The following is a 22,486-nucleotide window of genomic DNA, read 5'->3' as shown; positions in this document are numbered from 1 at the left end:
GGGCGGCAGGCGGTCCGTCCGGAGATCAGTATGACGGTGCCGGGTCATTGCATGCTCGAAGCGGGATACGGCGCGCTGTACGTGTCGCCGGCGCTGCGGGTGACGGAGATCACGAGCGTGGGATTCGGGTCGTCTCCCGGCGCCTGGCAGCTGGCCGTCTGCCCGACGGCCGGCATGTCGGTCGCCCCTGCGCCGCAGTCGAAGCGGACCGCGGAGTACCCCGGCCCGGTCGGCCACGACGTCCACGTGAACGTGCGTGTCGCGGCGTCGTAGCGCTGACCGCCGATCGCCGTGCTCACGGCGACGCCGAGCGGGAAGCTGTTCGGATCCTGACCGGTGCAGAGCTGGGACCCGTCGGAGTACGTCTCGCAGATCTTCGTGATGATGATGGCGAGGTCCATCCCGTAGTGCGGGCCGTTGGCGCCCGCGACCAGGCCGCTCGTGCCGCCCAGCACCCCGCTGTCGACCGCGTTGCCGCCCGAGGTGAGGGTGTACGAGACGGAGGCCGTCGTGCCGCTCCCCTGCGCGTACGAGACACCGGTGAGCGAGAAGTCCCAGAGGTTCTGCGCGCTCGAGACGAGGGTCGAGCTCGCCGAGACGTCCGACACCTGGCCGGGCGCGCGCCGCTGGGTCGCCGAGACGACGGCGCTCGCCGTGCAGCCCTGCCCGTTGTAGGCGTAGACGACGAAGTTGTAGGTCTGGTTGGGCTGGAGGCCGCTGAAGCCGACACTTCCCGCCTGGACCTTCTTGAACGAGTCGGACGGCGGGTCGACGTGCAGCACGGGGGCGCCGCTCTCGACGCCGGTGACGGAGCAGGCGGGCTGGGCCGTCCCCTGGAACACCCCGGCGTAGTAGGTGATGATCGCCTTGCCGTTGTCGGAGAACACGTTGGGCCAGCTGAGGGTCGCGGAGCGCCCGTCCGCCGTGTTCGGAGACGCCACCGGCGCCACGCTGGTCGTCGTGGGTGCGCCGGCGGGGACGCCGCTGCTCTGCGTCTGATTCCACGTCGTGCGGCCCTGGTAGAAGTCGTTGCGCGCGGCGACCGTGATGCCGACGGAGACGCCGTTGGCGAGGGTCGCATCCGTCACGTTCATCGAGTACGCCGTGCCGACGGGGTCGGATCCCGAGACGAGCAGGGAGTTGGTCACCCCGCCGACCGTGAGGAGGTAGGAGGTGATCGGGCTGGCCCCAGCGGCGTTCGCGGGCTTCGTCCACGTCACCCGCAGTCCGTTGCTGAGCGGGGTGGATGCGACGGCGGCCGGGGCGTTCGGCACGACGTCCGACCAGGTCGGCTCGGCGTACGGCGTCGGGTCGGAGAGGCCCAGCGCATTGCGTGCGCGCACGCTCAGCTGCACGGCGTTGGCCGGCCCGTTGCCAGGCGTCTGGATCGCGCACGTCGTCGTCGTGCACGTCGTGGTCGAGAGGGTCGCGCCGGTGGCGGCCGACGACATGGTCACCTCGAAACCGGTGATCGGCGAGTTGTTGAACGCGCCCGGGATCCAGCCGACGGTGAGGCTGCGGTCGCCGATCGCCGTGATCTGGACGTTCGACACCGGCGCCGGCCGGTCCTGCACCGAGATCGTGATCGTGCCCCAGGTGTAGCGGTCGGGGTCGCCGGTGGCGTCGGCCACCTCGTACTGCAGCGTGGTGTCCGCCGGCGCGGCCGTGGCCGAGACGGTCACGGCGAGCGTGGAGTTGTCGGCGCTCGGCACGATGCCGACGCCGGTCGGGAGCGACCCGCCCAGCCCGCGGACGGCGAGGACGCGCAGCGGCTTGCCGGGGAACGGGTTGGTGGCGGCGTCGTTCGCGAGCACGTCCACCGTCGTCGTCTGGCCCCGCGGTGCGATCACCCGGTCGGGCTGCGGGCTCGCCAACGGCCGGGTGGAGGGCACGACGTTGATGTCGATGCGCCCCGCCTGCCCGGCGTTGACAGCATCCTTCACGCCGATGGAGATCGACGGCGTGGACCCCTTCTGGGCTCCGGCCGACACCGAGACGGTGAGCTTCTGCCCGTTGAGGGAGGTGCTCACCCCCGCCGGCTGGGGGTTCTGCACCGCGTAGACGAGCTCGCCCTGGTCCTTGGCGTACGGGTAGCTGGTGAGCTTGGTCAGATCGAGCGTCTTGCTCTGACCCGGCTCGAAGTCGATCAGGGCGCCGGTGAAGACCGGCGGCTGGTTCTCGCGCGGGGTCACCTCGATCGGCAGCACGATGGTCGCCACGTTGCCCTGCGGGTCGGTGGCGCTCGATCCGTCGGTGACCTGGAACGAGATGGAGGCGGGCCCGAAGTAGCGCGCGGACGACGTGTACTGCAGCGTGTCGCCGCTGACCACCAGGTCGTCCCCGTTGGCGTGGGTCGCCCGGACGGTCGCCGCGTCCGTCAGCTTCACCTTGCGGCCGCCGACGGCCACGATGTAGTCGTTCAGCCGGATGGTCAGCGTCTTCTCGCTCACCACCGTGAGCTTCGGTGCACCGCGCTTCACCTGCGGGAGGGCGTCGTCGTAGCCGGGCACGTGGACGAACCCGTAGGCGACCACCGAGGCGTCCTCGGGATTGGCGACGGCGAACGGGATGATCTGGCTCTTCGCGCCGATCTGCACGCGGATGCGCTTGCCCGAGGTGACCTGCGCCGTGTCGCCGTAGCCGGGCACGACCGAGAGCTTCAGGGTCGAGACGGCCCCGTCGGCGAAGAACACGTTGGCCAGCACGTTCACGTCGACGTGGTCCTTGCCCAGGATGTCCGAGAGCCCGAGCGTGGTGTCGTCCACGATCGGCCGGGCCGGTGGCGCGTTCGCATCCACCGTGACCCGCAGGAACGCCTGGCTCGTGCCTCCGCGCTCGTTCTGGATCGTGTACAGGAACCCGTAGACGCCCTGCTTCTGCGGTGCGGTGACGACCACGATGTCGCCGCTGACCTTCGCCTTGGCCGCGCCGTCGAGGGAGGTGACCGCCGTCACGGCGAGCGGGCTGCCGTCCGGGTCGCTGTCGTTCGCGAGCACCTGGACGCTCAGCGTCTTGCCGGGCCGGGTGGTGACGTCGTCCTCCACCGCGACGGGGTTGCGCGCGCCCTCCACGCGGGCGGCGATGCCGACCCGGACGGTGCCGGTGGCCCGGGCTCCGAGCGCGTCGACGACGGCGTAGGTGAAGCTGTCGGTGCCCGCCGCGTAGTCGCCCGCCTGGAAGTCCATCCAGTCGGGCCCGGAGGCGATCACGGCGCCCTTCTGCGGGTTCGTCTCCTGCCCGACGAACTGCACGGAGTCGCCGTCGGGGTCGATCCCGGAGAGCGGGATGGTGATCCGGACGACGTCGCCGGCGAGCACGCGCGCGGTCACCGTCTTGGGCACCGGAGGGTTGTTCGTCGCCGGGTCGCGCTCGCGCACCGCGATGGTGACCTCGGCCGTCGCCCACTGGCCGTCCTCCCCGACGACCTTGTAGGCGGCCGTGTAGTTGCCCGGCTTCGTCGGGGCGAGGTAGCGCAGGTGGTCGCCGCTGGCGAACAGGAGGCCCGCGCCGGCGGGCAGGGGTGAGGCGAGCGTGGGATCGAGGGTCAGTTTGTCGCCGTCGGGCTGCACGTCGTTCGCCAGCACCGGGATGTCCACCACGTCTCCCACGCGCACGGCGACGGAGTCCGGCGCCGCGATCGGCGGCTGATGCACCGTGAGCGGGGGCAGCTGCACGATGGTGACCGTGCCCGTCGTCTCGGCGAGGCCGTTGCTGAGCCGGTAGTGGAAGTCGACGGGGCCGCTCAAGGGGCGGCTCAGGGTGACTCGGAGGGTGCGCTGCTGGAGCACCTGCACGTGGACGCCCGCGCTCGCCTCCGGCTCGGTCGCGCCGGTGACGAGCAGCACGCCGCCGGACGGGTCGATGTCCGTGGAGAGCACATCCACATCCTGCGACGACTGCTCCCGGATGAAGGCGGTGTGGGGCACGGCGATCGGCGCGGTCTTCGCGCCGGGCGGCGCCTTGACCTCGACGCGGACCAGCCCGGTCGTCGTCACAACGCCGTCGGTGACGGAGTACTCGATGTTGTGCGTGCCGGGCTGGTCGGAGTCGAACCGGAAGGTGCCGCCCTGGTAGTCCGGGGTGATCGTGGCGTCCGCCTTCGTGGGGACGGTCGCCAGCCGCACCGTCCCGTTGCCGCCCCGCACGTGGTCGAGCGGTCGGATCGTGACCTCCTGGCTCTCGTAGGCGAGCACTGCGAACGGGTCGGCGATGATCGGCACCTGGCCGGGCGGACGCACCGTGACGGCCAGCAACCCGGTGCCTTCGGCCCGGCCGTCGGAGAGGACGAGCGCGACGTCCGTGACGTCTCCCCCGCCGCCGTGATCGGAGAAGGCGACCTGGCCTTGCGGGGTGTATGTCACCGTGTCGGGAGCCGGGACCGTCGCGCCCGCCAGGTAGAACGAGTCGCCGTCCGGGTCGTAGCAGTCGCCCAGCACGGATGCGGTCACCCGGCCGCCGGTCTGCACGACGGCCTTGGCATTGCGCACGCACACCGGCGGCGAGTTCTCCTGCGGGCCGCGCACCGTCACGACGACGTGCGCGGTCGCGGTCCCGCCCCGCCCGTCCGAGATCGTGTAGTCGAAGGCGATGGTCCCGGTCGCGGTCTCCGGCAGCGAGATCTGCAGCTGCTGATCGGCGTTCGTGAGCTCGATCGACCCCTGGTCGTCCGGGATCGCGGTGAACGAGTCGATCGTCAGCACGTCGCCGTTGGGGTCGTAGTCGTTGAGCAGCACCGGGAGGGGCGTCACGCGTCCCGGTCGTGCGCCGAACTGGTCGTCGACGGCGACCGGCGGCTGCTCCTGCTTCTCGAACTGCGGCGCCGTGTCCTGCTTCGACTGGTCGACGAGCTCTTGCGTCGTCTTCTTGGACACCAGCTCGTCCCAGTTGTCGATGCGGGTGTTCCCGCTCTGCACCGCCCACGACACACCCGAGCGCGTGTCGTTCAGCACGGCCCGATCGCCGTTGATGCGGAAGGCGAGCGTCGCGCCGGAGGGGACGTCCGCGAGCGTGGTGCGCTGCCCCGACCCGGCCGTGTCGCACGACCGCCAGGCGGTGCCGCTGTTCCACCCGGCGTAGGTGCAGTCGCCGACCGTCACCGGAGCGGCAGCGGCGCCCGAGGCGGCGGAGAACGGGGTGGAGGTCGCGGTGCCGTCCAGCGGCACCCGGATCACGCCGCTCGTGGAGCCGATCCACACGGCCGTGCCCGTCGCCGACGGCTGCTGGAGCACGGGGTCCGAGCTCGCGTCCAGACGCGAGGTGAGGCTGACCGGGCGGCCGTCGAGCCAGAGCCGGCGCTCGTCGGGGTCGAGCAGCGCCCAGTGCCCGTCGACGACCGTCAGGGAGACGTTCGCGCCGTCCCCGCTGGTCGGGACCTTGGTCGTCGTCGTGGAGGGCTCGCTCCCGCTCAGCTGGATGCGCACGACCGACCGCGTCGAGGGCTGATACGTGACGAGCGCCCCGGTGGGGTCCATGGCCGCGACCGTGCGACCGCCCAGGTCGACCGTCGCGGCCGACCCCGAGTTGAACTGGTCGAGCTGCGCGACCGTCGTCAGCCAGAGCTGACCCGTCGTCTGCGAGAGCAGAGCCACCCGGTCGCCGGCGAGGAACACCTCCGGCGAGCGGGGCGGAAGGGCGACCGACTTGCCGGCCTCGGCGGTGGCGGGATCCACGACCGATACGGTGTTCGCCTCGCGGTCGATGAGCAGGACGTTCTCGCCGTCCTGCACGACGTCGAGGGCCTCCCCGGTGCCGGCGACGACCGAGTTGAGCTTGTCGATCTCGGTGTTCGCGCGGCCGACGGCCTTCTTCGCGTCGCTCGCCACCCAGACGGAGGCGTCGTCGAGCTGCAGGTGCTGGGCGCTGTAGCCGCCCGACACCACCGCGAGCGTCGTCACCAGGGCCGCCACGACCGTGCCGCTCACCGCGGTGGCGGCGATCGACTTGTGCGCTGCGACCCAGGTCCAGGCGGCGCCCAGCCGGCTCACGACCCGCCGCTCCGTTCGACGCATTTCTGCCCGCTCGCCGACCCGGTCTTGCCGTCGCGGTTGACCGTGACGGTGACGCAGACGGTCTGGCCCGCGCGCGCGTCCACCCGGAACTCCGTGGAGCGCTGACTCGACGGCGGCTGGTCGTCCACCGTCACCTGGTACATGTCGCCGGACTGCACGCCGGGGTCGCTCCAGCTGAACACGATCGTGCTCCCGTCGACCCGGCCGCTGAGGTCGCGGACGGCGGGGATGTCGTCGGATGCGCCCGCGCGCACCAGCACGATCGACGCCATGACCCCGAGGACCACCACGAGCACCGCACAGGCGATCAGGGAGTACACCAGGGCCCGCGGAGCCCGGGCCGCCACCACCGGACCGGTGCCGGGGGCGCTCCCGGCGCTCTCGCGCACGACGGTCCGCGTCGGTGCGCGGGTCACCGACGCCGACGCGGGAGCGCGCCGGCGTCGTCGGGGGGAACCGGCCGGGTCGACCGCGACCACGCCGTTGACCCGGGTGCGGTCCTCCGGATCGCCCGCCGCCGCGAGCGCCCAGTCGTCCGTGGCGACCTCGATGGGGGTCTGCGGCAGACCGAGCTCCTGCTCGACCGCCTGCAGCTCCCGGATGAACTCGAGGACCGACCGCTGCCGCTGCGACGGCCGGCGCGCCATCGAGCGCAGCAGCACCTGCTCCAGGCGCGGCGGAACGTCGGGCCGGTCGATCGGCTGGGGACGCCCCTTGGTGATGCGGTGGATCAGCTCGGCGGAGGTGTTCTCCTTGCCGGCGACCTCGAACGGGGAACGTCCCGCGATCAGCGAGTAGACGGTGGCCCCGAGCGACCAGATCTCGCTCGCGATCGTCCCGCTGGTCTCGTCGAGCAGGACCTCGGGCGCCGACCACGGGATCGAGAGGCCGATCGCCTCGGTGACGTCGGCCTCGCTCAGGGTGGCGGCGATGCCGAAGTCGCTGAGCACGGGGTGGCCGTACGCCGTGGTCAGGATGTTGGAGGGCTTGATGTCCCGGTGCAGGACCCCCGAGCGGTGGGCCGTCTCGACCGCGCTCGCGATCCGCACGCCGACGCCGAGCGCCTCGGGGACCGACAGGGGCTCACTGCGGTAGCGCTGACCGATCGCGGACGAGCACAGCTCCATCACGAGGTACGGGCGCCCGTCCCCCGACACGCTCGCCTGGTACACCGTCAGGATGGACGGATGGGTGCTGAGCTGGGCCATGAGGTTCGCCTCGGCCTGGAACATCTGCTTGACCTGGCTCGTGACCACCTCGGCGAGCATGACCTTGACCGCGACCTGACGGCGCGGCATGTTCTGCTCGTAGAGGAAGACGTCGGCGAAGCCGCCGGACCCGAGGACCCGGACGTACGAGAAGCCGGGGAGGTTCGGCGGCTGTGACGGCAAGCGCCTGGCCACGGGCTCCTCCGTTCGGCGTCGACAGCGCTCGCGGGCGCGAGCGTTCCCCAATTGTAGGCAGCGCGAACACGCGCTCCGCTGGGCGGAACCCGTACAACAGGGCCGGGCGCACCCCCACTCCGGGGGCCATCGGCGATGCCCGCGGAGGCGGCCGGAAGCCGTGCTCAGTGGCGGCGGGCGCCCCGTCGCGACGCACCCTCGCGGTGCGCACCGCTCTCGGGCGTCGCGAGCACGTCGACGACGACGACGGTGACGTTGTCGCGGCCGCCGTTGCCGAGCGCCGCATCCATCAGCTGCTGGGCGGCGTCGAGCGGGGACGATCCCTCGCCCAGGAAGTAGCGGATGCCGTGCTCGGTGAGCTCCTTCGTCAGGCCGTCGGAGCAGACGAGCAGCCGCGAGCCGGCCACGATCGGGAAGAGGAAGAAGTCGGGGACGGGGTCTTCGTTGAAGCCCACCGCGCGCGTGATCACGTTGCTGTGCGGGTGCACCTCGGCCTCCGCCGGGGTGATCGCGCCGGCGTCGAGGAGCTCCTGCACGATCGAGTGGTCGACCGTCAGCTGCTCCAGCGTCCCGTCGCGGAAGCTGTAGACACGCGAGTCGCCGATGTTGAACACCAGCCAGTACGGCGCGCCGTCCACCAGAGTGAGGGCGAGCCCTGTGACCGTCGTGCCCGTGCCGAGATCGGTGTGGCCGACGCCGCGCCCCATGTCGTCCACGGCCGAGCGGAGCGCCCCGGTCAGGGTCTCCTCGCCGATGAACGGGCTCGCGACCTGTTCGGCGAGGCGGGTGACGACGGCGGTGGACGCGAAGTCCCCGGCCGTGTGCCCGCCCATCCCGTCGGCGACGGCGAAGATCGGCGACCGCGCGAGGAGGCTGTCCTCGTTGACGCTGCGCCGGTATCCCTTGTCGCTCAGCGCCGCCCACGCGAGGCTGATGCGCGCGTCGGGCGTGCCGGGGACGGCCACGGTGTGGCGCCTGTTGCTGCGACCTATCTGGGTCACTCGCGTCCTTCTTCGTCTCGGTGCCGGTCCGTCCCCCCGGTGCCGCCCGGCACGGCGGTGATCTCGATGATATTACCGTCGCCGATCTCGACCGTGGTCCCGGCCAGCGCCACGGTGGACTCGCCGGGCCGCAGCCGGAAGGCCGATCCACCGGGTGGGACGACCCGCGTCCCGTTCGTCGATCGCAGGTCGGTGACGACCACAGCGTCCCCCGACTGCTCGATCCGGACGTGGGTGCCCGACACCTCCTGCGTCGCCGACACGACCGGCACGAGCCTCGGCGCGACGCCCGACTCAACGCGCGATGCCGACGGGTGCCGCCCGTAGACCACGGGGGTGTCGAGCGTCAGGATGTCCCCCGCTCCGAGGCGCACGGCGAAGGTCGCCGGGGCCGGCGGGAGCACCAACGGCTCGGTGGCCGGCTGCGCCGTCTCGGCCGTCGCGAACGTCAACGCATCGGGCGTGTCGCCGGCGGTGGCCGGGGCTTCGATGTCGACGGCACCGGGCAGCTCGTGCGGAACCGGGAGCTCCGGGGCCGAGGCGAGTTCGCCGTCCTGCCCCAGCGACGGAGACGGAGCCGGGGGCGGAGGCGTCGGCACGTGGCCGAACAGGCTGCCCCCGCGCTGCGGGATGATGGTCTCGCCCGCGGCCGCGTCGGCCTCGGCGGCGGAGGCGGCCGGGCGTGCGACCGGCTCGGCGTCCGTCTCGGGAACGGCGCTGCGCTCCACCCGCTCGATCGGGGAGAGCGACCAGGTGAGGAGCTCGCCGTCGACGACGCCGGACCCGAGCGGCAGGGAGCCGATCGCGAGGCGCGCCACCGGACCGGTCGGCGCGTCGTCGCCGCCCAGCACGAGACCGGTCACGCTGCGGAACTCGGCCAGCACCCAGGGCTGGACGCCCGCGGACGCGAAGCGGCGGGAGCCTCCGACGGAGAAGACGTCGATCGCGGCCGAGCCGCGCACCACAGCCGTCACCACGACGTCGCCTGTGGCGCCGGGCCGGCCGATCTCCGCGACGGCGAACGAGCGGACACTGTCTGGGCCGGCGAGCGGGAAGGCCCCCACGACGGATTCGATGGTCGCGAGCTCCGATCCGGCCAGCCACCACACGGCGTCGATGATCGAATCGGAGACGGTGCTCTCGACGGCGGCGACGAAGCGGCGGCCGGCGACGAGGAGCCAGCGGGAGGGGCCGGCCATCGGCGCATAGCGCACGTAGCCGTTCGCGGTCTCGGCGCTGCGCGCGTCCGACGCTGCCGGATCCGGACTCACGCGTCGCCCCCTTCTCGTCGTCTCGGCGGCAGTGTGCCGCGGCGGCCTATTCGAGTGTAGTCGTCGGGACCAGCCGGAACGGGGTTCCCGGGCACGGCACGGCGCGGGGCGACCGCGCCTCGGCGTGCACGGCGCCGGGCAGCACGGCCGGGTCGGTCGAGACCAGGACCCGGCCGTCGTCGTTGACCAGGACGAGCGGCGTCCGCGTGGCGAGGAGGGAGGGAAGGAGCTCGCGTTCGAGGCGCTTGACGAAGACGTCGACGCCGACGACCCCGATCATCCGCCCCTCCCGCTCCACCGGCGCCGTCACCGTGACGATGTAGTCGCACGTGCACAGGTGGTCGACGTACGGCCCGGTCACGTGCGTGCGATGCGTCGACTGCGGGACGCGGTACCACTCGAGCGAGCGGAAGTCGCGCAGGTAGTCGGTGTACGAGCGCGTGCCGAGGTCGAGCTTCGTCGGCCCGGTCGTCGCGCCGTAGACGGGGTTCTCGTCGAGGGGGCCGAGCCACCAGGAGAAGTGGACCGCGTCGGCGCCGGTGAGCTCCGGCGCCGCGATGAACCCGGCCCCGATCACCAGGGCGCCCGGGTCGTCGAGCTCCGGGAGCACGAAGGCCGCGACGGTCGCGTCGAGGGCGGCCGTCGTCGGCCGTTCGGGAGTGTCGGCGAGCACGGCCTCCCGCCAGCCGGCCAGGGTGTCCTGGATGCGTGCGAAGAGTGCGCCGACCCGGGCGGCCGCCACGTCCAGATCCATCTCGGAGTCAGGCATCGAGGCCTCCCCCGCGCTCCAGGCGCGCCTTCGCCGCCAGCAGCCATTCCGTGACGGAACCGACGAGGGCCGTCACCGCGTCGCGCGCCGCCGGACGGTTCCCGGTCGCCACGGAGGCGGCCGTCGCCCGCATCGACGCCAGCGCCTCCTCCCGTGGCCGGGGATCGTGCAGACCGATCCAGAGCAGAGGGCCGTACTCGGCCTGCAGCCGGATCTGCTCGCGCACCAGTCGCGCCGACTGACTGAGCACGGCGAGCTCGAGCAGGAACCCGCCGGCGTTGCGGCGGGCATCGGCCGCCGTGCCGAACGAGGCGGTGTCGAGCCAGGCCGCCAGTCGTGCGCCGTCGGCCGGTGTCGCCCGTTCGGCGGCCCGGTCCGCGCACCCGGCCGCGATCGCGGACACGTAGACGGCGAGATCGGCCAGCTCGACCTGTGACAGGCCGCGCAGTCGCGCGGCGAGCAAGGCGTCCTCCCCGCCGTCCGGGGCGACGACGAAACTGCCGCCGTCGCGGCCGCGTCGGGTGTCGACGAGGCCGGCCTCGCGCAGGATCCCGAGCCCCTCCCGCGCGGTCACGAGCGCGACCCCGAAGCGCCGGGCCAGCTCCGCCTCGCTCGGCAGCCGTTCACCGGGCACGAGGACCCCGAGCACGATCGCGTCGGCGATGCGGCGCGAGACCTGCTCGGCGCGCCCCACGTCGGCGAGCTGCGCGAAGACGGCGTCCCGTGCACCGGGAGACACCCGGGCGGGCCCGGTCGTCCCGGAGTGTTCGGTCGCGCTGCTCACCCGCCCACGATATCCCGCCGCAATCATTCGGTATAGGATGAATCCACGATCGCGGCGCGGGGATGCGCCCGGGACGGAACGGAGCGCAACATGGCCGACGGAGTGCTCGCCGGGGTGCGCGTCGCGGACTTCTCCCGCGTGCTCGCCGGCCCGTACGCCACGATGATGCTCGCCGACTTCGGCGCCGACGTCGTGAAGATCGAGGGTCCCGCCGGCGACGACACTCGGGCCTGGCGCCCTCCGGTGGACGCGGACGGCGGCTCCACCTACTTCGCCTCCGTCAACCGCAACAAGCGCTCCGTCGTGTGCGACCTGCGCACGGAGACCGGGCTCGCCGACGCCCGCCGCCTCGCGGCGACCGCGGACGTCGTGGTCGAGAACTTCCGGCCCGGCGTCATGGAGTCCTTCGGCCTCGACGAGGACTCCCTGCGGCCGGGGAACCCCGGCCTCGTGTACTGCTCCATCACCGGTTTCGGGCGCGAAGCCGGGGCCGGCCTTCCCGGCTACGACCTGCTCGTCCAGGCCGTTGGCGGCCTGATGTCGATCACCGGGGCGCCCGACGGCGATCCCAGCAAGGTGGGCGTCGCACTGGTGGACATCCTCACCGGTCAGAACGCGCTCGCGGGGATGCTGCTCGCGCTCCGCTCGCGGGATCAGACGGGACGCGGCTCCCGCGTCGATGTCGACCTGCTGGGCTCGCTGCTCGCCGCGTTGACGAACCAGGCGTCCAGCACGCTCGCCACCGGGACTCCCCCGGCCCGGCTCGGCAACGCGCACCCCAGCATCGCGCCGTACGAGCTCTTCCACGCTGCGGACCGGGAGCTGGTCGTCGCCGTCGGCAACGACCGCCAGTTCGCCGCCTTCGCCGCGGCCATCGCCCTGCCCGCACTCGCGACCGACGCGCGGTTCGCGACGAACGAGGCCCGGGTCGGCAATCGCGCAGAGCTGCGCGCCCTCCTGGCACCGGCGCTCGCCTCCCGCCCCGCGGCCGACTGGGTCGAGGCGTTGGGCCGCGCCCGGGTCCCCGCCGGTCTGGTGAACTCGGTCGCCGAGGCATTCGCCTTCGCGGACACCCTCGGCCTCTCCCCCGTCGTCGAGACCCGGGACCCGGCCACCGGGCGCAGCAGCCGCCAGCCCGCGACTCCGATCAGGCTCGACACGGCGCCGGCCGAGCATCGCACCCCGCCGCCCCTGCTCGGCGAGCACACCGCGCGCTGGAGGGACGAGGCGCCCGGCCCCCGCACCTCCACGACCCCGACGACCACCGCCACCGCCACCGCCACCGCCACCGACGACAAGGACACACCGTGACCGCTTCCTCCCTCGACGAGGCCTTCAGCATCGACCATCTGCTCAGCGCCGACGAGCGCGCGTGGGCGGCCAAGGCCCGCGCGTTCGCCACCGGCCGCATCCGCCCCGTCATCGAGCAGGACTTCGAGGACAAGTACTTCCGCCGCGAGCTCGTCGCCGAGCTCGGCGCGCAGGGTTTCCTCGGCATGCACCTGACGGACGAAGGCTGCGCCGGCGCCGGGGCCGTCAGCTACGGCCTGGTCTGCCACGAACTCGAGGCCGCCGACAGCGGATGGCGCACCTTCGTCTCCGTGCAGGGGTCGCTCGCGATGAGCGCCATCTCGAAGTTCGGGTCGGACGAGCAGAAGGCCGAGTGGCTGCCGCCCATGGCCCGCGGCGAACGGATCGGCTGCTTCGCACTCACCGAGCCCGAGGGGGGCAGCGATCCGGCGGCGATGGGCACCCGCGCCCGGCGCGACGGCGACGACTGGGTGATCACGGGCGTGAAGCGCTGGATCGGCCTGGCCGCGCTCGCCGATGTGGCGGTCGTCTGGGCGGCGACCGACGACGGCGTCCGCGGATTCCTCGTGCCGACCATCACTCCCGGCTTCTCCGCGACCGCGATCGACGGCAAGCTGTCGATGCGCGCCTCCGTGCAGTGCGATGTCGTGCTCGACGAGGTCCGCGTGCCCGCGTCGGCCCAGCTCCCCGGGGCACGCGGCCTCTCCGGGCCGTTCTCCTGTCTCAACGAGGCGCGCTACGGGATCGTGTGGGGCGCCATGGGCGCCGCCCGCGACTGCCTCGAGGTGTCGATCGAGCGCGCCACCACCCGCCAGGTCTTCGGCCGGCCGATCGGCGCGACCCAGCTCATCCAGCAGAAGCTCGCCGACATGCTCGTCGAGTACGAGAAGGGCGTGCTCCTCGCACTCCACCTGGGGCGGCTGAAGGAGGCCGGGCGGCTGACGCCCACCCAGATCAGCGTCGGCAAGCTCAACAGCGTGCGGGAGGCGCTGTCCATCGCCCGCGAGGCGCGCACCATCCTGGGCGGCGACGGCATCACCAACGCGTTCCCGGTCATGCGCCACATGGCCAACCTCGAGTCGGTGCGCACCTACGAGGGCACCGACGAGATCCACACGCTCGTCCTCGGCCGCGCGCTCACCGGGCTGGCGGCCTTCGCATGACCGACGCGGCGGTCGAGGCGGCGGTCGAGGCGGCGGTCATCGCCGCCCGCTCCGTCACCACGCGCGCAGAACGGGCGGGCTGGCTGGAAGCCCTCGCACTCGAGTTGGACGCCGACCGTGCGGAGCTCGTGCGCCTCGCCGCCGCCGAGACCGGCCTCTCCACCGCCCGACTCGACGGCGAGGTGACCCGAACGGCCGCGCAACTGCGGTTCTTCGCGGGCGTCGTCCGCGAGGGCGGCTATCTGGAGGCGACGCTCGACTCCCCCGACCCCGGGCTCATCCCGCCGCGCCCCGATCTGCGCCGGATGCTCCGCCCGCTCGGGCCTGTCGCCGTCTACACGGCCTCGAACTTCCCCTTCGCCTTCTCCGTCCTGGGCAACGACACGGCCTCCGCCCTCGCGGCGGGCTGCCCGATCGTCGTGAAGGCCCACCCCGGGCACCCCGGCCTCTCACGCCGCACGGCCGACCTGGCGCAGTCGGTGCTCCCCGCCGGCATGTTCTCCCTCGTCGAGGGGATGGCGGCGGGCGTCGCCCTGGTGCAGCATCCTGCGATCACCGCCGCGGGCTTCACCGGATCGGAGCGCGGCGGCCGCGCCCTGTTCGATCTCGCGTCGGCGCGCCCACATCCCATCCCCTTCTACGGGGAGCTCGGCAGCATCAACCCCGTGGTCGTCACGGCTGGGGCAGCGGATGCCCGCGGGCCGGCGATCGGCGCCGGGCTCGTCGGCTCGTTCACCCGCGACGCCGGCCAGTACTGCACCAAGCCGGGTCTCGTGTTCGTCCCCGACGGCGGCGCGGTCGAGACGGCCGCCCGCGAGGCGCTCGGCACCGCGCCCGCGTCGCGGCAGCTGACCACCGGGATGACCGACGCGTACACCTCCGGCGTCGACGCCTTCGACCCGCTCGACGGCGTCGAGGTCGCGCGCGGCACAGCGGCGGACGGCGAGTCCGCACCCGCACTGGTGCTGACGGACGCCGCGACGTTCCTCGCGCACACCGACGTCTTCCTCGCCGAATGCTTCGGCCCGGTCAGCGTGATCGTCCGGTATCGCGACACCGAGCTGGACGGCCTGGTCGCCTCACTGGAGCCGTCGCTCACCGCGACGATCCACCGCGCACCCGGCGAGGACGTCGGTGCTCTCGCGGCAACGCTCGCCGCCGTCGCGGGCCGGCTGCTCTTCGACGGCTGGCCCACCGGTGTGGCGATCGGCTGGGCCCAGCACCACGGCGGTTCGTGGCCGGCGACGACGGCCTCCATCCACACGTCCGTCGGCGCCACCGCGATCCGGCGCTGGCTCACGCCCATCGCCTACCAGGACGCCCCGCAGGAGGTGCTGCCGGCGGAGCTGCGCGACGGCAACCCGCTGGGCATCCCGCGCCGCGAATCCTGAGCCGCCCCGAGTCGCGAGCCGCACGACAGAGCAGCACTGCAGAGCCGCCATCCGTCGCCGCGCCGAAGCGGGGCGACGGATGGCGGCCCGCCGTGGGTCAGCCGCGCGTGACGCCCGCGCCCGAGCGGTGCGCCCGCAGCAGCTCGGCGACCCGGATCGCGTCGCCCTCCGGCGCATCGGACTTGCGGTCGGGACGCGCGATCAGCAGGTAGAGCCCGCCCGTGACGACCACGATGCCGAGGCCGATCAGCACGATCCAGTCGTTGAACACGTTGCCGGTCGAGGTCGGCCACGCCAGCAGGATCATCGCGCAGATGCCGTAGAGCAGCGCGACCGCGTTGATCACGATCCCGGCGCCGCCGAGCGAGAACGGCCCCGCCGGACGCCAGCCGCGCAGCCGCTGCCGGAACGACGCGAGCACGACCGACTGGAACGCCACGTAGATCCCGAGCACCGCGAACGCCGTCACCTGGGTGATCAGGCTGTCCGGCCCGACGTAGACGATCAAGCTGATCACGACCGGGATGGAGCACGCGACGATCAGGGCGTTCACCGGCACCTTGCTCCGTGGCGGCACCTTCGCGAGCCAGCGGTGCGCGGGCACCATCCCGTCGCGCGCGAACGAGAACAGTAGACGGCTCGCGGCGGCCTGGAGGCTGAGCACGCAGGACAGGAACGCGGTCACGGCCACGACGAGGAAGATCTTCGCACCGACGGGCCCGAGCGACGATTGCAGGATCTCGGGGATCGGGTCGACGTCCTGACCGGCCACGATCTTCTGCAGGTCGGGAGCGGCGAGCACGTAGCCTCCGAAGGCGAAGAGCGCCGAGACACCGCCGACGAGGATCGTCATCATCATCGCGATGGGGATGCGGCGCGCCGGGTTGGCGACCTCCTCAGCCACATCGCCGCAGGCCTCGAACCCGTAGAACAGGAACAGGCCGGCCAGCGCGGCTCCGAGGAACGCGGCCAGGTACGACCCGTTGCCCTCGACCCCCATCGAGTTGAAGAAGACCGAGAACTCCTGCTTGCGCTGGAAGATCAGCAGGTAGAGGCCGACGGCGATCACGCCGATCAGCTCGGCCGCCAGCCCGATGCGCGCGACCGTGGCGAGCGTCTTGGTCCCGGTGAAGTTGAGGGCCAGGGCCACGACCAGCAGCAGCACGGTCAGCAGCAGCGTGACCTCCTTCGTCACCGGCAGGCCCAGCAGGCTCGCGAGGAACCCGCTGCCGAACTCGGCGACGGCGGTGATGGTCACGATCATCGCCCAGATGTAGACCCAGGCGGCCATCCACGCGTAGCGCCGCCCCCAGAGCCGCCGGGCCCACGGGTAGATGCCGCCGTGGATCGGATACTGCGAGACGACCTCGCCGAACACCAGCGAGACGGTGAACTGGCCGGCGCCGACGATGACGATCCACCAGATCGACGGCGGTCCTCCGGTGGCCATCGCCACGGCGAAGAGCGAGTACACGCCCACCAGCGGGGAGAGATAGGTGAAGCCCAGGGCGAAGTTCGCCCACAGGCTCATCGAGCGGTTGAACGAGTCCTCGTAGCCGAGGACGGCGAGGTGCTCGCCGTCCCCGAGCTCCGACGAGGTCGAGGGTTCTGCGGACATCGGATGCCTTCCGGATCAGCGCCACACGACGATGTGTGTGTGGGCAGCGTAGCGGAGGGCGGGGCCGAATACCTATAGGACAGGATGATTAAATCCCGAACAGCGCAGCGTCACTCCCCGATGTAGCTCATGACGTGCTTGATGCGGGTGTAGTCCTCGAAGCCGTACTGGGAGAGGTCCTTGCCGTAGCCCGAGTGCTTGAAGCCGCCGTGCGGCATCTCGGCGACGATCGGGATGTGGGTGTTGATCCACACGCAGCCGAAGTCGAGGCCCTTGGCGAACCGCATCGCGCGACCGTGGTCCTTCGTCCAGACGGACGAGGCGAGACCGTACTGCACCCCGTTCGCCCAGCGCAGCGCCTCCGCCTCGTCGGTGAACCGCTGCACGGTCTGCACCGGTCCGAAGATCTCGTTCTGGACAGCGTCGTCGTCCTGCCGCAGGCCGGACACGATCGTCGCCTCCCAGAAGTACCCGCGGTCGCCCTGGCGCCGGCCGCCGAGCTCGACGGTGGCGTGGTCGGGCAGGCGGTCGACGAAGCCGCTGACCTGCGCGAGCTGGTTCGCGTTGTTGAGCGGGCCGTACAGGATGCCGTCCTCGCGCGGTCCGCCGGTGAGGGCGTTGGCGCGCGCGTACTCGGCCAGCGCCGCGACGAACTCGTCGTGGATGCCGGCCTGGACGAGCAGGCGGGTGGCGGCGGTGCAGTCCTGGCCGGCGTTGAAGTAGCCCGCGGCGACGATGCCCGCGACGGCCTTCGGGATGTCGGCGTCGTCGAACACGATGACCGGCGCTTTGCCGCCCAGCTCGAGGTGCACCCGCTTGAGGTCGAAGGAGGCGGCACGGGCCACCTCCATCCCCGCGCGCACGGACCCGGTGATCGAGATCAGCTGCGGGATCGGGTTCTCGGTCATCGCGGCGCCGGTGCTGCGGTCGCCCAGCACGACGTTCAGCACGCCGGCCGGGACGAACTCGGCCGCCACCTCGGCGAGCAGGAGGGTCGAGAGGGGCGTGGTGTCCGACGGCTTCAGCACCGTCGTGTTGCCCGCGGCCAGCGCGGGCGCGAACTTCCAGACCGCCATGTTCAGCGGGTAGTTCCACGGGGTGACCTGCCCGACGACGCCGATCGGCTCGCGCCGGATGAACGAGGTGTGGTCGCGCATGTACTCGCCCGCCGACCGGCCCTCCAGGTTGCGGGCGGCGCCGGCGAAGAAGCGGATCTGATCCACCGAGAGCAGGATCTCGTCGTCGACCAGGGTGGAGCGCGGCTTGCCCGTGTCCTGCGACTCGGCGTCGGCGAACTCCTCGGCGCGCTCCTCCATCGCGTCCGCGATGCGGAAGAGGGCGAGCTGGCGCTCGGCCGGGGTGGTGCTCCCCCACGTCTCGAATGCGGTCTGCGCGGCGCGGTAGGCGTCGGCCACGTCGTCGGCGGTGGAGACCGGGGAGGTCGCGTAGACCTCCTCCGTCGCCGGGTCGATCAGGGGCAGGGAGGACTCCCCTCGCGCCTCGACATGCGTGCCGTTCACGAAGTTCTTCAGCTCGGTCATGGCCGGGAGTCTACTGATTCCGTCATCGAATGCGCCAGGAATGTGCGGAATCGCTTGCCAGAGTGCATTGTCACTGACAGAATCGCTCCATGAGTACCCCTCGGGCAACGAACGGCGCGAAGGCTCCGCAGATCGACGACGTCTCCAAGGCGATCATCGAGCAGCTCCAGGTGGACGGCCGCAAGTCGTACGCCGAGATCGGCAAGGCCGTCGGTCTGAGCGAAGCGGCGGTGCGCCAGCGCGTCCAGAAGCTGACCGAGTCGGGTGTGATGCAGATCGTGGCCGTGACCGACCCGATGCAACTCGGGTTCTACCGCCAGGCGATGATCGGCGTCCGGGTCTCCGGGGACACGCGCGTGGTCGCCGACAAGCTGGCAGCGATGCCCGCCGTCGACTACGTCGTCCTCACGGCCGGGACGTACGACATCCTCGCCGAGGTGGTGTGCGAGAACGACCTCGACTTGATCACGATGCTCAACTCCGAGATCCGGACGCTCGACGGCGTGCTGTCGACCGAGACGTTCGTCTATCTCAAACTCCACAAACAGTTCTACAACTGGGGAACACGATAACCATGACAACCGTAGAAACGTTCGGCGAGCCGATCACCTCCGACGAGGCGACGCTCCAGGCCAAGGCCAAGGACCACCTCTGGATGCACTTCGCCCGCCAGTCGGTGATGGAGGACGGCCAAGGTGTGCCGATCATCACCCGCGGCGAGGGCCACCACATCTGGGACTCGAAGGGCAAGCGCTACTTCGACGGCCTCTCGGGGCTGTTCGTGGTCAACGCGGGCCACGGCCGCAAGCGGCTGGCCGAGGTCGCGGCGAAGCAGGCGGAGCAGCTGGCCTTCTTCCCGATCTGGTCGTACGCCCACCCGAACGCGATCGAGCTGGCCGACCGGCTCGCGCACTACGCGCCGGGCGACCTCAACCGCGTGTTCTTCTCCACCGGCGGCGGCGAAGCAGTCGAGACCGCCTTCAAGCTCGCCAAGTACTACTGGAAGCTGCAGGGCCGGCCCACCAAGCACAAGGTGCTCTCCCGCGCCGTCGCCTACCACGGCACCCCGCAGGGCGCCCTGGCGATCACCGGCATCCCGGCCATGAAGGAGATGTTCGAGCCGCTGACCCCGGGCGGGTTCCGCGTGCCGAACACGAACTTCTACCGCGCCGGCGAGATGGGCGCACCGACCGAGAGCATCGAGGACTTCGGCGTCTGGGCCGCCAACCGCATCGAGGAGATGATCCAGTTCGAGGGTCCGGAGACCGTCGCGGCGATCTTCCTCGAGCCGGTGCAGAACTCCGGCGGCTGCTTCCCGCCTCCCCCCGGCTACTTCCAGCGGGTGCGCGAGATCTGCGACAAGTACGACGTGCTGATGGTGAGCGACGAGGTCATCTGCGCCTTCGGCCGCATCGGCCACATGTTCGCCTGCGACCAGTACGGCTACGTGCCGGACATGATCACCTGCGCCAAGGGCATGACCTCCGGCTACTCCCCCATCGGCGCGACGATCATCAGCGACAAGGTCTACGAGCCCTTCAAGCACGGCAACACGTCGTTCTATCACGGCTACACCTTCGGCGGTCACCCGGTCTCCAGCGCGGTCGCGCTGGCCAACCTGGACATCTTCGAGGAGGAGAAGCTCAACGAGCGCGTGCGCGAGAACTCGCCGCTGTTCCGCGCCGAGCTCGAGAAGCTCCTCACCCTGCCGATCGTCGGCGATGTGCGCGGCGACGGCTACTTCTTCGGCATCGAGCTGGTGAAGGACAAGAACACCAAGGAGACGTTCGACGACGACGAGTCGGAGCGGCTGCTGCGCGGGTTCCTCTCCAAGGCGCTGTTCGACGCGGGCCTCTACTGCCGTGCCGACGACCGCGGCGACCCCGTGGTGCAGCTCGCCCCGCCGCTGACCATCGGCCCGGACGAGTTCGTCGAGATCCGCCAGATCCTCGAATCCGTCCTCACCGAGGCGAGCAACCACTTGTAAGACGCAGTACCCGACTGCACGAGGCGGGTCCGGCCTCCGCGCGAGCGGAGGCCGGACCCGTTTCTCGCACCGTGGACGATTCCATCCGACAGGGAGAAGCATGGACTACCGCAGCACCGGATTCTGGTTCGACTCCATCGCGGAGGCGGAAGGCGGCTTCGTGCCGCGCCCCGGCCTGGCGGCCGACGCCGAGGCCGACGTCGCGATCGTCGGCGCCGGGCTGACCGGCCTCTGGACCGCGTACTACCTGCTGCAGGCCGACCCGTCGCTGCGCGTCCTGCTGCTGGAGAAGGAGGTGGCCGGGTTCGGGGCGTCCGGCCGCAACGGAGGCTGGTGCTCCGCGCTCTTCCCGTGGTCCGCGTCGAAGCTGGAGGAACGGTACGGCTTCGACGCCGCGGTCGCTCAGCGCCGCGCCATGGTCGACACCGTGCACGAGGTCGGCCGGGTGGCCGACTCCGAGGGCATCGACTGCGACTACCGGCTGGGCGGGACGGTCACCTTCGCACGCTCGCGCCCGCAGCTGGACGCAGCCCGTGCCGAGTTCGCGGAGTCGGAGCGGTACGGCGTGGACCGGGTGGCGCTCTGGGGCACCGAGACCGTGCGCGACCGGTTCGGCGTGCCCGACGCGATCGCCGCGACCTCCACCCCCGACTGCGCGCGCATCCATCCGGGCAAGCTCGTGCGCGGCCTCGCCCGCACCGTCGAGCGCGCCGGGGGCACCATCGCCGAGCAGACCGAGGTGGTCTCGTGGGCGGACGGGGTCGTCCGCGTGCGATCGGCCGGTGCGGAGCGCACGGTGCGCGCCGGCATCGTGGTCAACGCGACCGAGGGATACGGGTCGCAGATCGGGCAGGTCGGGCGCCGCATCCTCCCGCTCTACTCGCTGATGATCGCGACCGAGCCGCTGCCGGACGCGGTCTGGGAGCGGATCGGCATCGATCACGGCCAGACGTTCACCGACTTCCGCAACCTCATCGTCTACGGTCAGCGGACCGCCGACAACCGCTTCGCCTTCGGGGGCCGCGGCGCGCGCTACCACCTGGGCAGCGCCATCCGCACCGAGTACGACCGATCGCGCACCGTGCGCGACCATCTGGTGCGCACCCTGTTCGAGATGTTCCCCGACGCCGCGGGAGCCCGCGTCACCCACCACTGGGGCGGCCCGCTGGGCGTCCCCCGCGACTGGCACGCCAGTGTCGGTGTGGACGCCGCCCGCAAGGAGGCCTGGGCCGGCGGCTACGTCGGCGACGGCCTCAGCACGACGAACCTCGCCGGCCGCACGCTCGCCGATCTGATCGCCGGCCGGGAGTCCGCCCTCACGACCCTGCCCTGGGTCGGTCACCGCTCCCGCGAGTGGGAACCGGAGCCGTTGCGCTTCCTCGGCGCGAACGCGGGTCTGGTGGCGATGGAGGGGGCCGACCTCGAGGAGCACGCGACCGGCCGCTCCTCCCTCCTCGCCCGTGCGCTCGGGCCGCTCATCGGCCACTGAGGTCGCCTCGCCCCGGGGTGCACGAAAAGCCGCCGAGCGCGCAGGGATCTGCGTGCTCGGCGGCTTGTCGCGCGGAGGAGGTCAGGCCTGCTGCAGGACGGCCTGGAGCTCGAGCGTGATGGTGACGTCCTCGCCCAGCAGCACGCCGCCGGTCTCGAGGGCGGCGTTGTAGGTGAGGCCGAAGTCCTCGCGGTTGATCTTGGTCTTCGCGGTCGCGCCGGCCTTGTAGTTGCCGTACGGGTCCTGGCCGAAGCCGCCGAAGTCGAACTCGAACGTGACCGGCTTGGTGACGCCCTTGATCGTCAGATCGCCGTCGACGAGGAAGTCGCCGTCCTCGTGGCGCACGCCGGTCGACACGAAGTCGATGGTCGGGTGCTCCTCGGCGAGGAAGAAGTCGCCGGTGCGCAGGTGCGCGTCGCGGTCCGAGTTCTTCGTGTTGACCGAGGCGACGTCGGCCTTGGCCGTGACGGTCGAGTCGAGCGGGTTCTCGGCGGTGACGAAGGTGGCGTCGAAGTTCTCGAACGTGCCCTTGACCTTGCTGATCATGAGGTGGCGGATGCTGAAGCCGACCTCGCTGTGCGTGGGGTCGATGGTCCAGGTGCCCGCCTTGTAGCCGGGGATGTCGATGGTCATTCGCTGATCTCCTTGAGAATCGGTGGTCTCTGCTGCGGAGCGGCGGACGACGCTACGCCCCGCTCAGGTACATGCAAGCGTATGGACCCTCGGTCTATTCCGATTCCGCGAAAAAAA

General features: G+C 71.5%; 15 protein-coding genes. 6 read left to right on the top strand and 9 right to left on the bottom strand.

The window, feature by feature from the left end; all coding sequences use genetic code 11:
* Positions 1-44 precede the first annotated feature (44 nt).
* From ACFVU2_RS08805 to ACFVU2_RS08780, 6 genes are all read right to left on the bottom strand, one after another.
* Positions 45-5,984: an Ig-like domain-containing protein gene (locus ACFVU2_RS08805; RefSeq protein WP_387873048.1), complete on the bottom strand. Its 5,940-nt coding sequence runs from the start codon at positions 5,982-5,984 to the stop codon at positions 45-47.
* On the bottom strand, positions 5,981-7,411 hold the full coding sequence (locus ACFVU2_RS08800) for a serine/threonine-protein kinase (RefSeq protein WP_387873047.1): 1,431 nt from the start codon (positions 7,409-7,411) through the stop codon (positions 5,981-5,983). Before ACFVU2_RS08800 ends, ACFVU2_RS08805 begins: the two co-directional genes overlap by 4 nt.
* Before the next feature lie 164 nt (positions 7,412-7,575).
* Entirely contained in the window at positions 7,576-8,412 is an 837-nt protein-coding gene (locus tag ACFVU2_RS08795) for a PP2C family protein-serine/threonine phosphatase (RefSeq protein ID WP_387873045.1), read from the bottom strand.
* Positions 8,409-9,683: an FHA domain-containing protein gene (locus ACFVU2_RS08790; RefSeq protein ID WP_387873044.1), complete on the bottom strand. Its 1,275-nt coding sequence runs from the start codon at positions 9,681-9,683 to the stop codon at positions 8,409-8,411. The genes ACFVU2_RS08795 and ACFVU2_RS08790 overlap by 4 nt, the downstream gene beginning before the upstream one ends.
* Positions 9,684-9,729: 46 nt before the next feature.
* The gene (locus ACFVU2_RS08785; protein ID WP_387873042.1) at positions 9,730-10,452 is read right to left on the bottom strand and encodes a cache domain-containing protein; all 723 of its coding nucleotides are present in this window, start codon (positions 10,450-10,452) and stop codon (positions 9,730-9,732) included.
* Positions 10,445-11,236 carry a FadR/GntR family transcriptional regulator gene (locus tag ACFVU2_RS08780; protein ID WP_387873041.1) on the bottom strand — a complete coding sequence of 264 codons (792 nt, stop codon included), beginning with the start codon at positions 11,234-11,236 and terminating at the stop codon, positions 10,445-10,447. The genes ACFVU2_RS08785 and ACFVU2_RS08780 overlap by 8 nt, the downstream gene beginning before the upstream one ends.
* A gap of 90 nt (positions 11,237-11,326) precedes the next feature.
* Between ACFVU2_RS08780 and ACFVU2_RS08775 the strand changes: the two genes are divergently transcribed.
* The 3 genes from ACFVU2_RS08775 to ACFVU2_RS08765 are packed head-to-tail and all read left to right on the top strand — an operon-like array spanning position 11,327 to position 15,101.
* Positions 11,327-12,547 carry a CaiB/BaiF CoA transferase family protein gene (locus ACFVU2_RS08775; RefSeq protein ID WP_387873039.1) on the top strand — a complete coding sequence of 407 codons (1,221 nt, stop codon included), beginning with the start codon at positions 11,327-11,329 and terminating at the stop codon, positions 12,545-12,547.
* Positions 12,544-13,710 (top strand): acyl-CoA dehydrogenase family protein, encoded by a 1,167-nt coding sequence (locus ACFVU2_RS08770; RefSeq protein WP_387873037.1) that lies wholly within the window; start codon positions 12,544-12,546, stop codon positions 13,708-13,710. The genes ACFVU2_RS08775 and ACFVU2_RS08770 overlap by 4 nt, the downstream gene beginning before the upstream one ends.
* Positions 13,707-15,101, top strand: coding sequence for an aldehyde dehydrogenase (NADP(+)) (locus ACFVU2_RS08765; protein ID WP_387873036.1), 1,395 nt, complete (start codon positions 13,707-13,709; stop codon positions 15,099-15,101). Before ACFVU2_RS08770 ends, ACFVU2_RS08765 begins: the two co-directional genes overlap by 4 nt.
* 97 nt (positions 15,102-15,198) lie before the next feature.
* Here the strand turns inward: ACFVU2_RS08765 and ACFVU2_RS08760 are convergent, their stop codons facing one another.
* Both ACFVU2_RS08760 and ACFVU2_RS08755 read right to left on the bottom strand, forming a co-directional pair.
* Positions 15,199-16,719 carry an APC family permease gene (locus ACFVU2_RS08760; protein WP_387873034.1) on the bottom strand — a complete coding sequence of 507 codons (1,521 nt, stop codon included), beginning with the start codon at positions 16,717-16,719 and terminating at the stop codon, positions 15,199-15,201.
* 110 nt (positions 16,720-16,829) lie between these two features.
* Positions 16,830-18,260 (bottom strand): gamma-aminobutyraldehyde dehydrogenase, encoded by a 1,431-nt coding sequence (locus ACFVU2_RS08755; RefSeq protein ID WP_387873032.1) that lies wholly within the window; start codon positions 18,258-18,260, stop codon positions 16,830-16,832.
* An 89-nt stretch (positions 18,261-18,349) separates the two neighbouring features.
* On the opposite strand from ACFVU2_RS08755, the gene ACFVU2_RS08750 reads away from it, so the two are divergent.
* The 3 genes from ACFVU2_RS08750 to ACFVU2_RS08740 all read left to right on the top strand — a co-directional run bounded on the left by ACFVU2_RS08750 (position 18,350) and on the right by ACFVU2_RS08740 (position 21,736).
* Complete coding sequence (locus ACFVU2_RS08750) at positions 18,350-18,832, top strand: Lrp/AsnC family transcriptional regulator (protein WP_021763306.1); 483 nt, start codon at positions 18,350-18,352, stop codon at positions 18,830-18,832.
* A 2-nt stretch (positions 18,833-18,834) separates the two neighbouring features.
* Complete coding sequence (locus ACFVU2_RS08745; protein WP_387873030.1) at positions 18,835-20,247, top strand: aspartate aminotransferase family protein; 1,413 nt, start codon at positions 18,835-18,837, stop codon at positions 20,245-20,247.
* A 100-nt stretch (positions 20,248-20,347) separates the two neighbouring features.
* Positions 20,348-21,736, top strand: a complete 1,389-nt coding sequence (locus tag ACFVU2_RS08740) for an NAD(P)/FAD-dependent oxidoreductase (protein ID WP_387873028.1) — start codon at positions 20,348-20,350, stop codon at positions 21,734-21,736.
* Positions 21,737-21,817: 81 nt separating this feature from the next.
* Here the strand turns inward: ACFVU2_RS08740 and ACFVU2_RS08735 are convergent, their stop codons facing one another.
* Positions 21,818-22,369, bottom strand: coding sequence for a YceI family protein (locus ACFVU2_RS08735; protein ID WP_387873027.1), 552 nt, complete (start codon positions 22,367-22,369; stop codon positions 21,818-21,820).
* Positions 22,370-22,486: the final 117 nt, after the last annotated feature.

The organism is Leifsonia sp. NPDC058194 (genome assembly GCF_042883605.1).
Taxonomy (GTDB): Bacteria; Actinomycetota; Actinomycetes; order Actinomycetales; family Microbacteriaceae; genus Leifsonia.
Note: the sequence above shows the minus strand (reverse complement) of the source record. Positions and strands in the feature narration are given on the sequence as shown.

Coding starts and splice junctions, on each gene's coding strand:
- ACFVU2_RS08765 (WP_387873036.1), top strand. CDS start 13,707: ATGACCGACGCGGCGGTCGAGGCGGCGGTCGAGGCGGCGGTCATCGCC.
- ACFVU2_RS08760 (WP_387873034.1), bottom strand. CDS start 16,719: ATGTCCGCAGAACCCTCGACCTCGTCGGAGCTCGGGGACGGCGAGCAC.
- ACFVU2_RS08775 (WP_387873039.1), top strand. CDS start 11,327: ATGGCCGACGGAGTGCTCGCCGGGGTGCGCGTCGCGGACTTCTCCCGC.
- ACFVU2_RS08740 (WP_387873028.1), top strand. CDS start 20,348: ATGGACTACCGCAGCACCGGATTCTGGTTCGACTCCATCGCGGAGGCG.
- ACFVU2_RS08745 (WP_387873030.1), top strand. CDS start 18,835: ATGACAACCGTAGAAACGTTCGGCGAGCCGATCACCTCCGACGAGGCG.
- ACFVU2_RS08735 (WP_387873027.1), bottom strand. CDS start 22,369: ATGACCATCGACATCCCCGGCTACAAGGCGGGCACCTGGACCATCGAC.
- ACFVU2_RS08785 (WP_387873042.1), bottom strand. CDS start 10,452: ATGCCTGACTCCGAGATGGATCTGGACGTGGCGGCCGCCCGGGTCGGC.
- ACFVU2_RS08755 (WP_387873032.1), bottom strand. CDS start 18,260: ATGACCGAGCTGAAGAACTTCGTGAACGGCACGCATGTCGAGGCGCGA.
- ACFVU2_RS08750 (WP_021763306.1), top strand. CDS start 18,350: ATGAGTACCCCTCGGGCAACGAACGGCGCGAAGGCTCCGCAGATCGAC.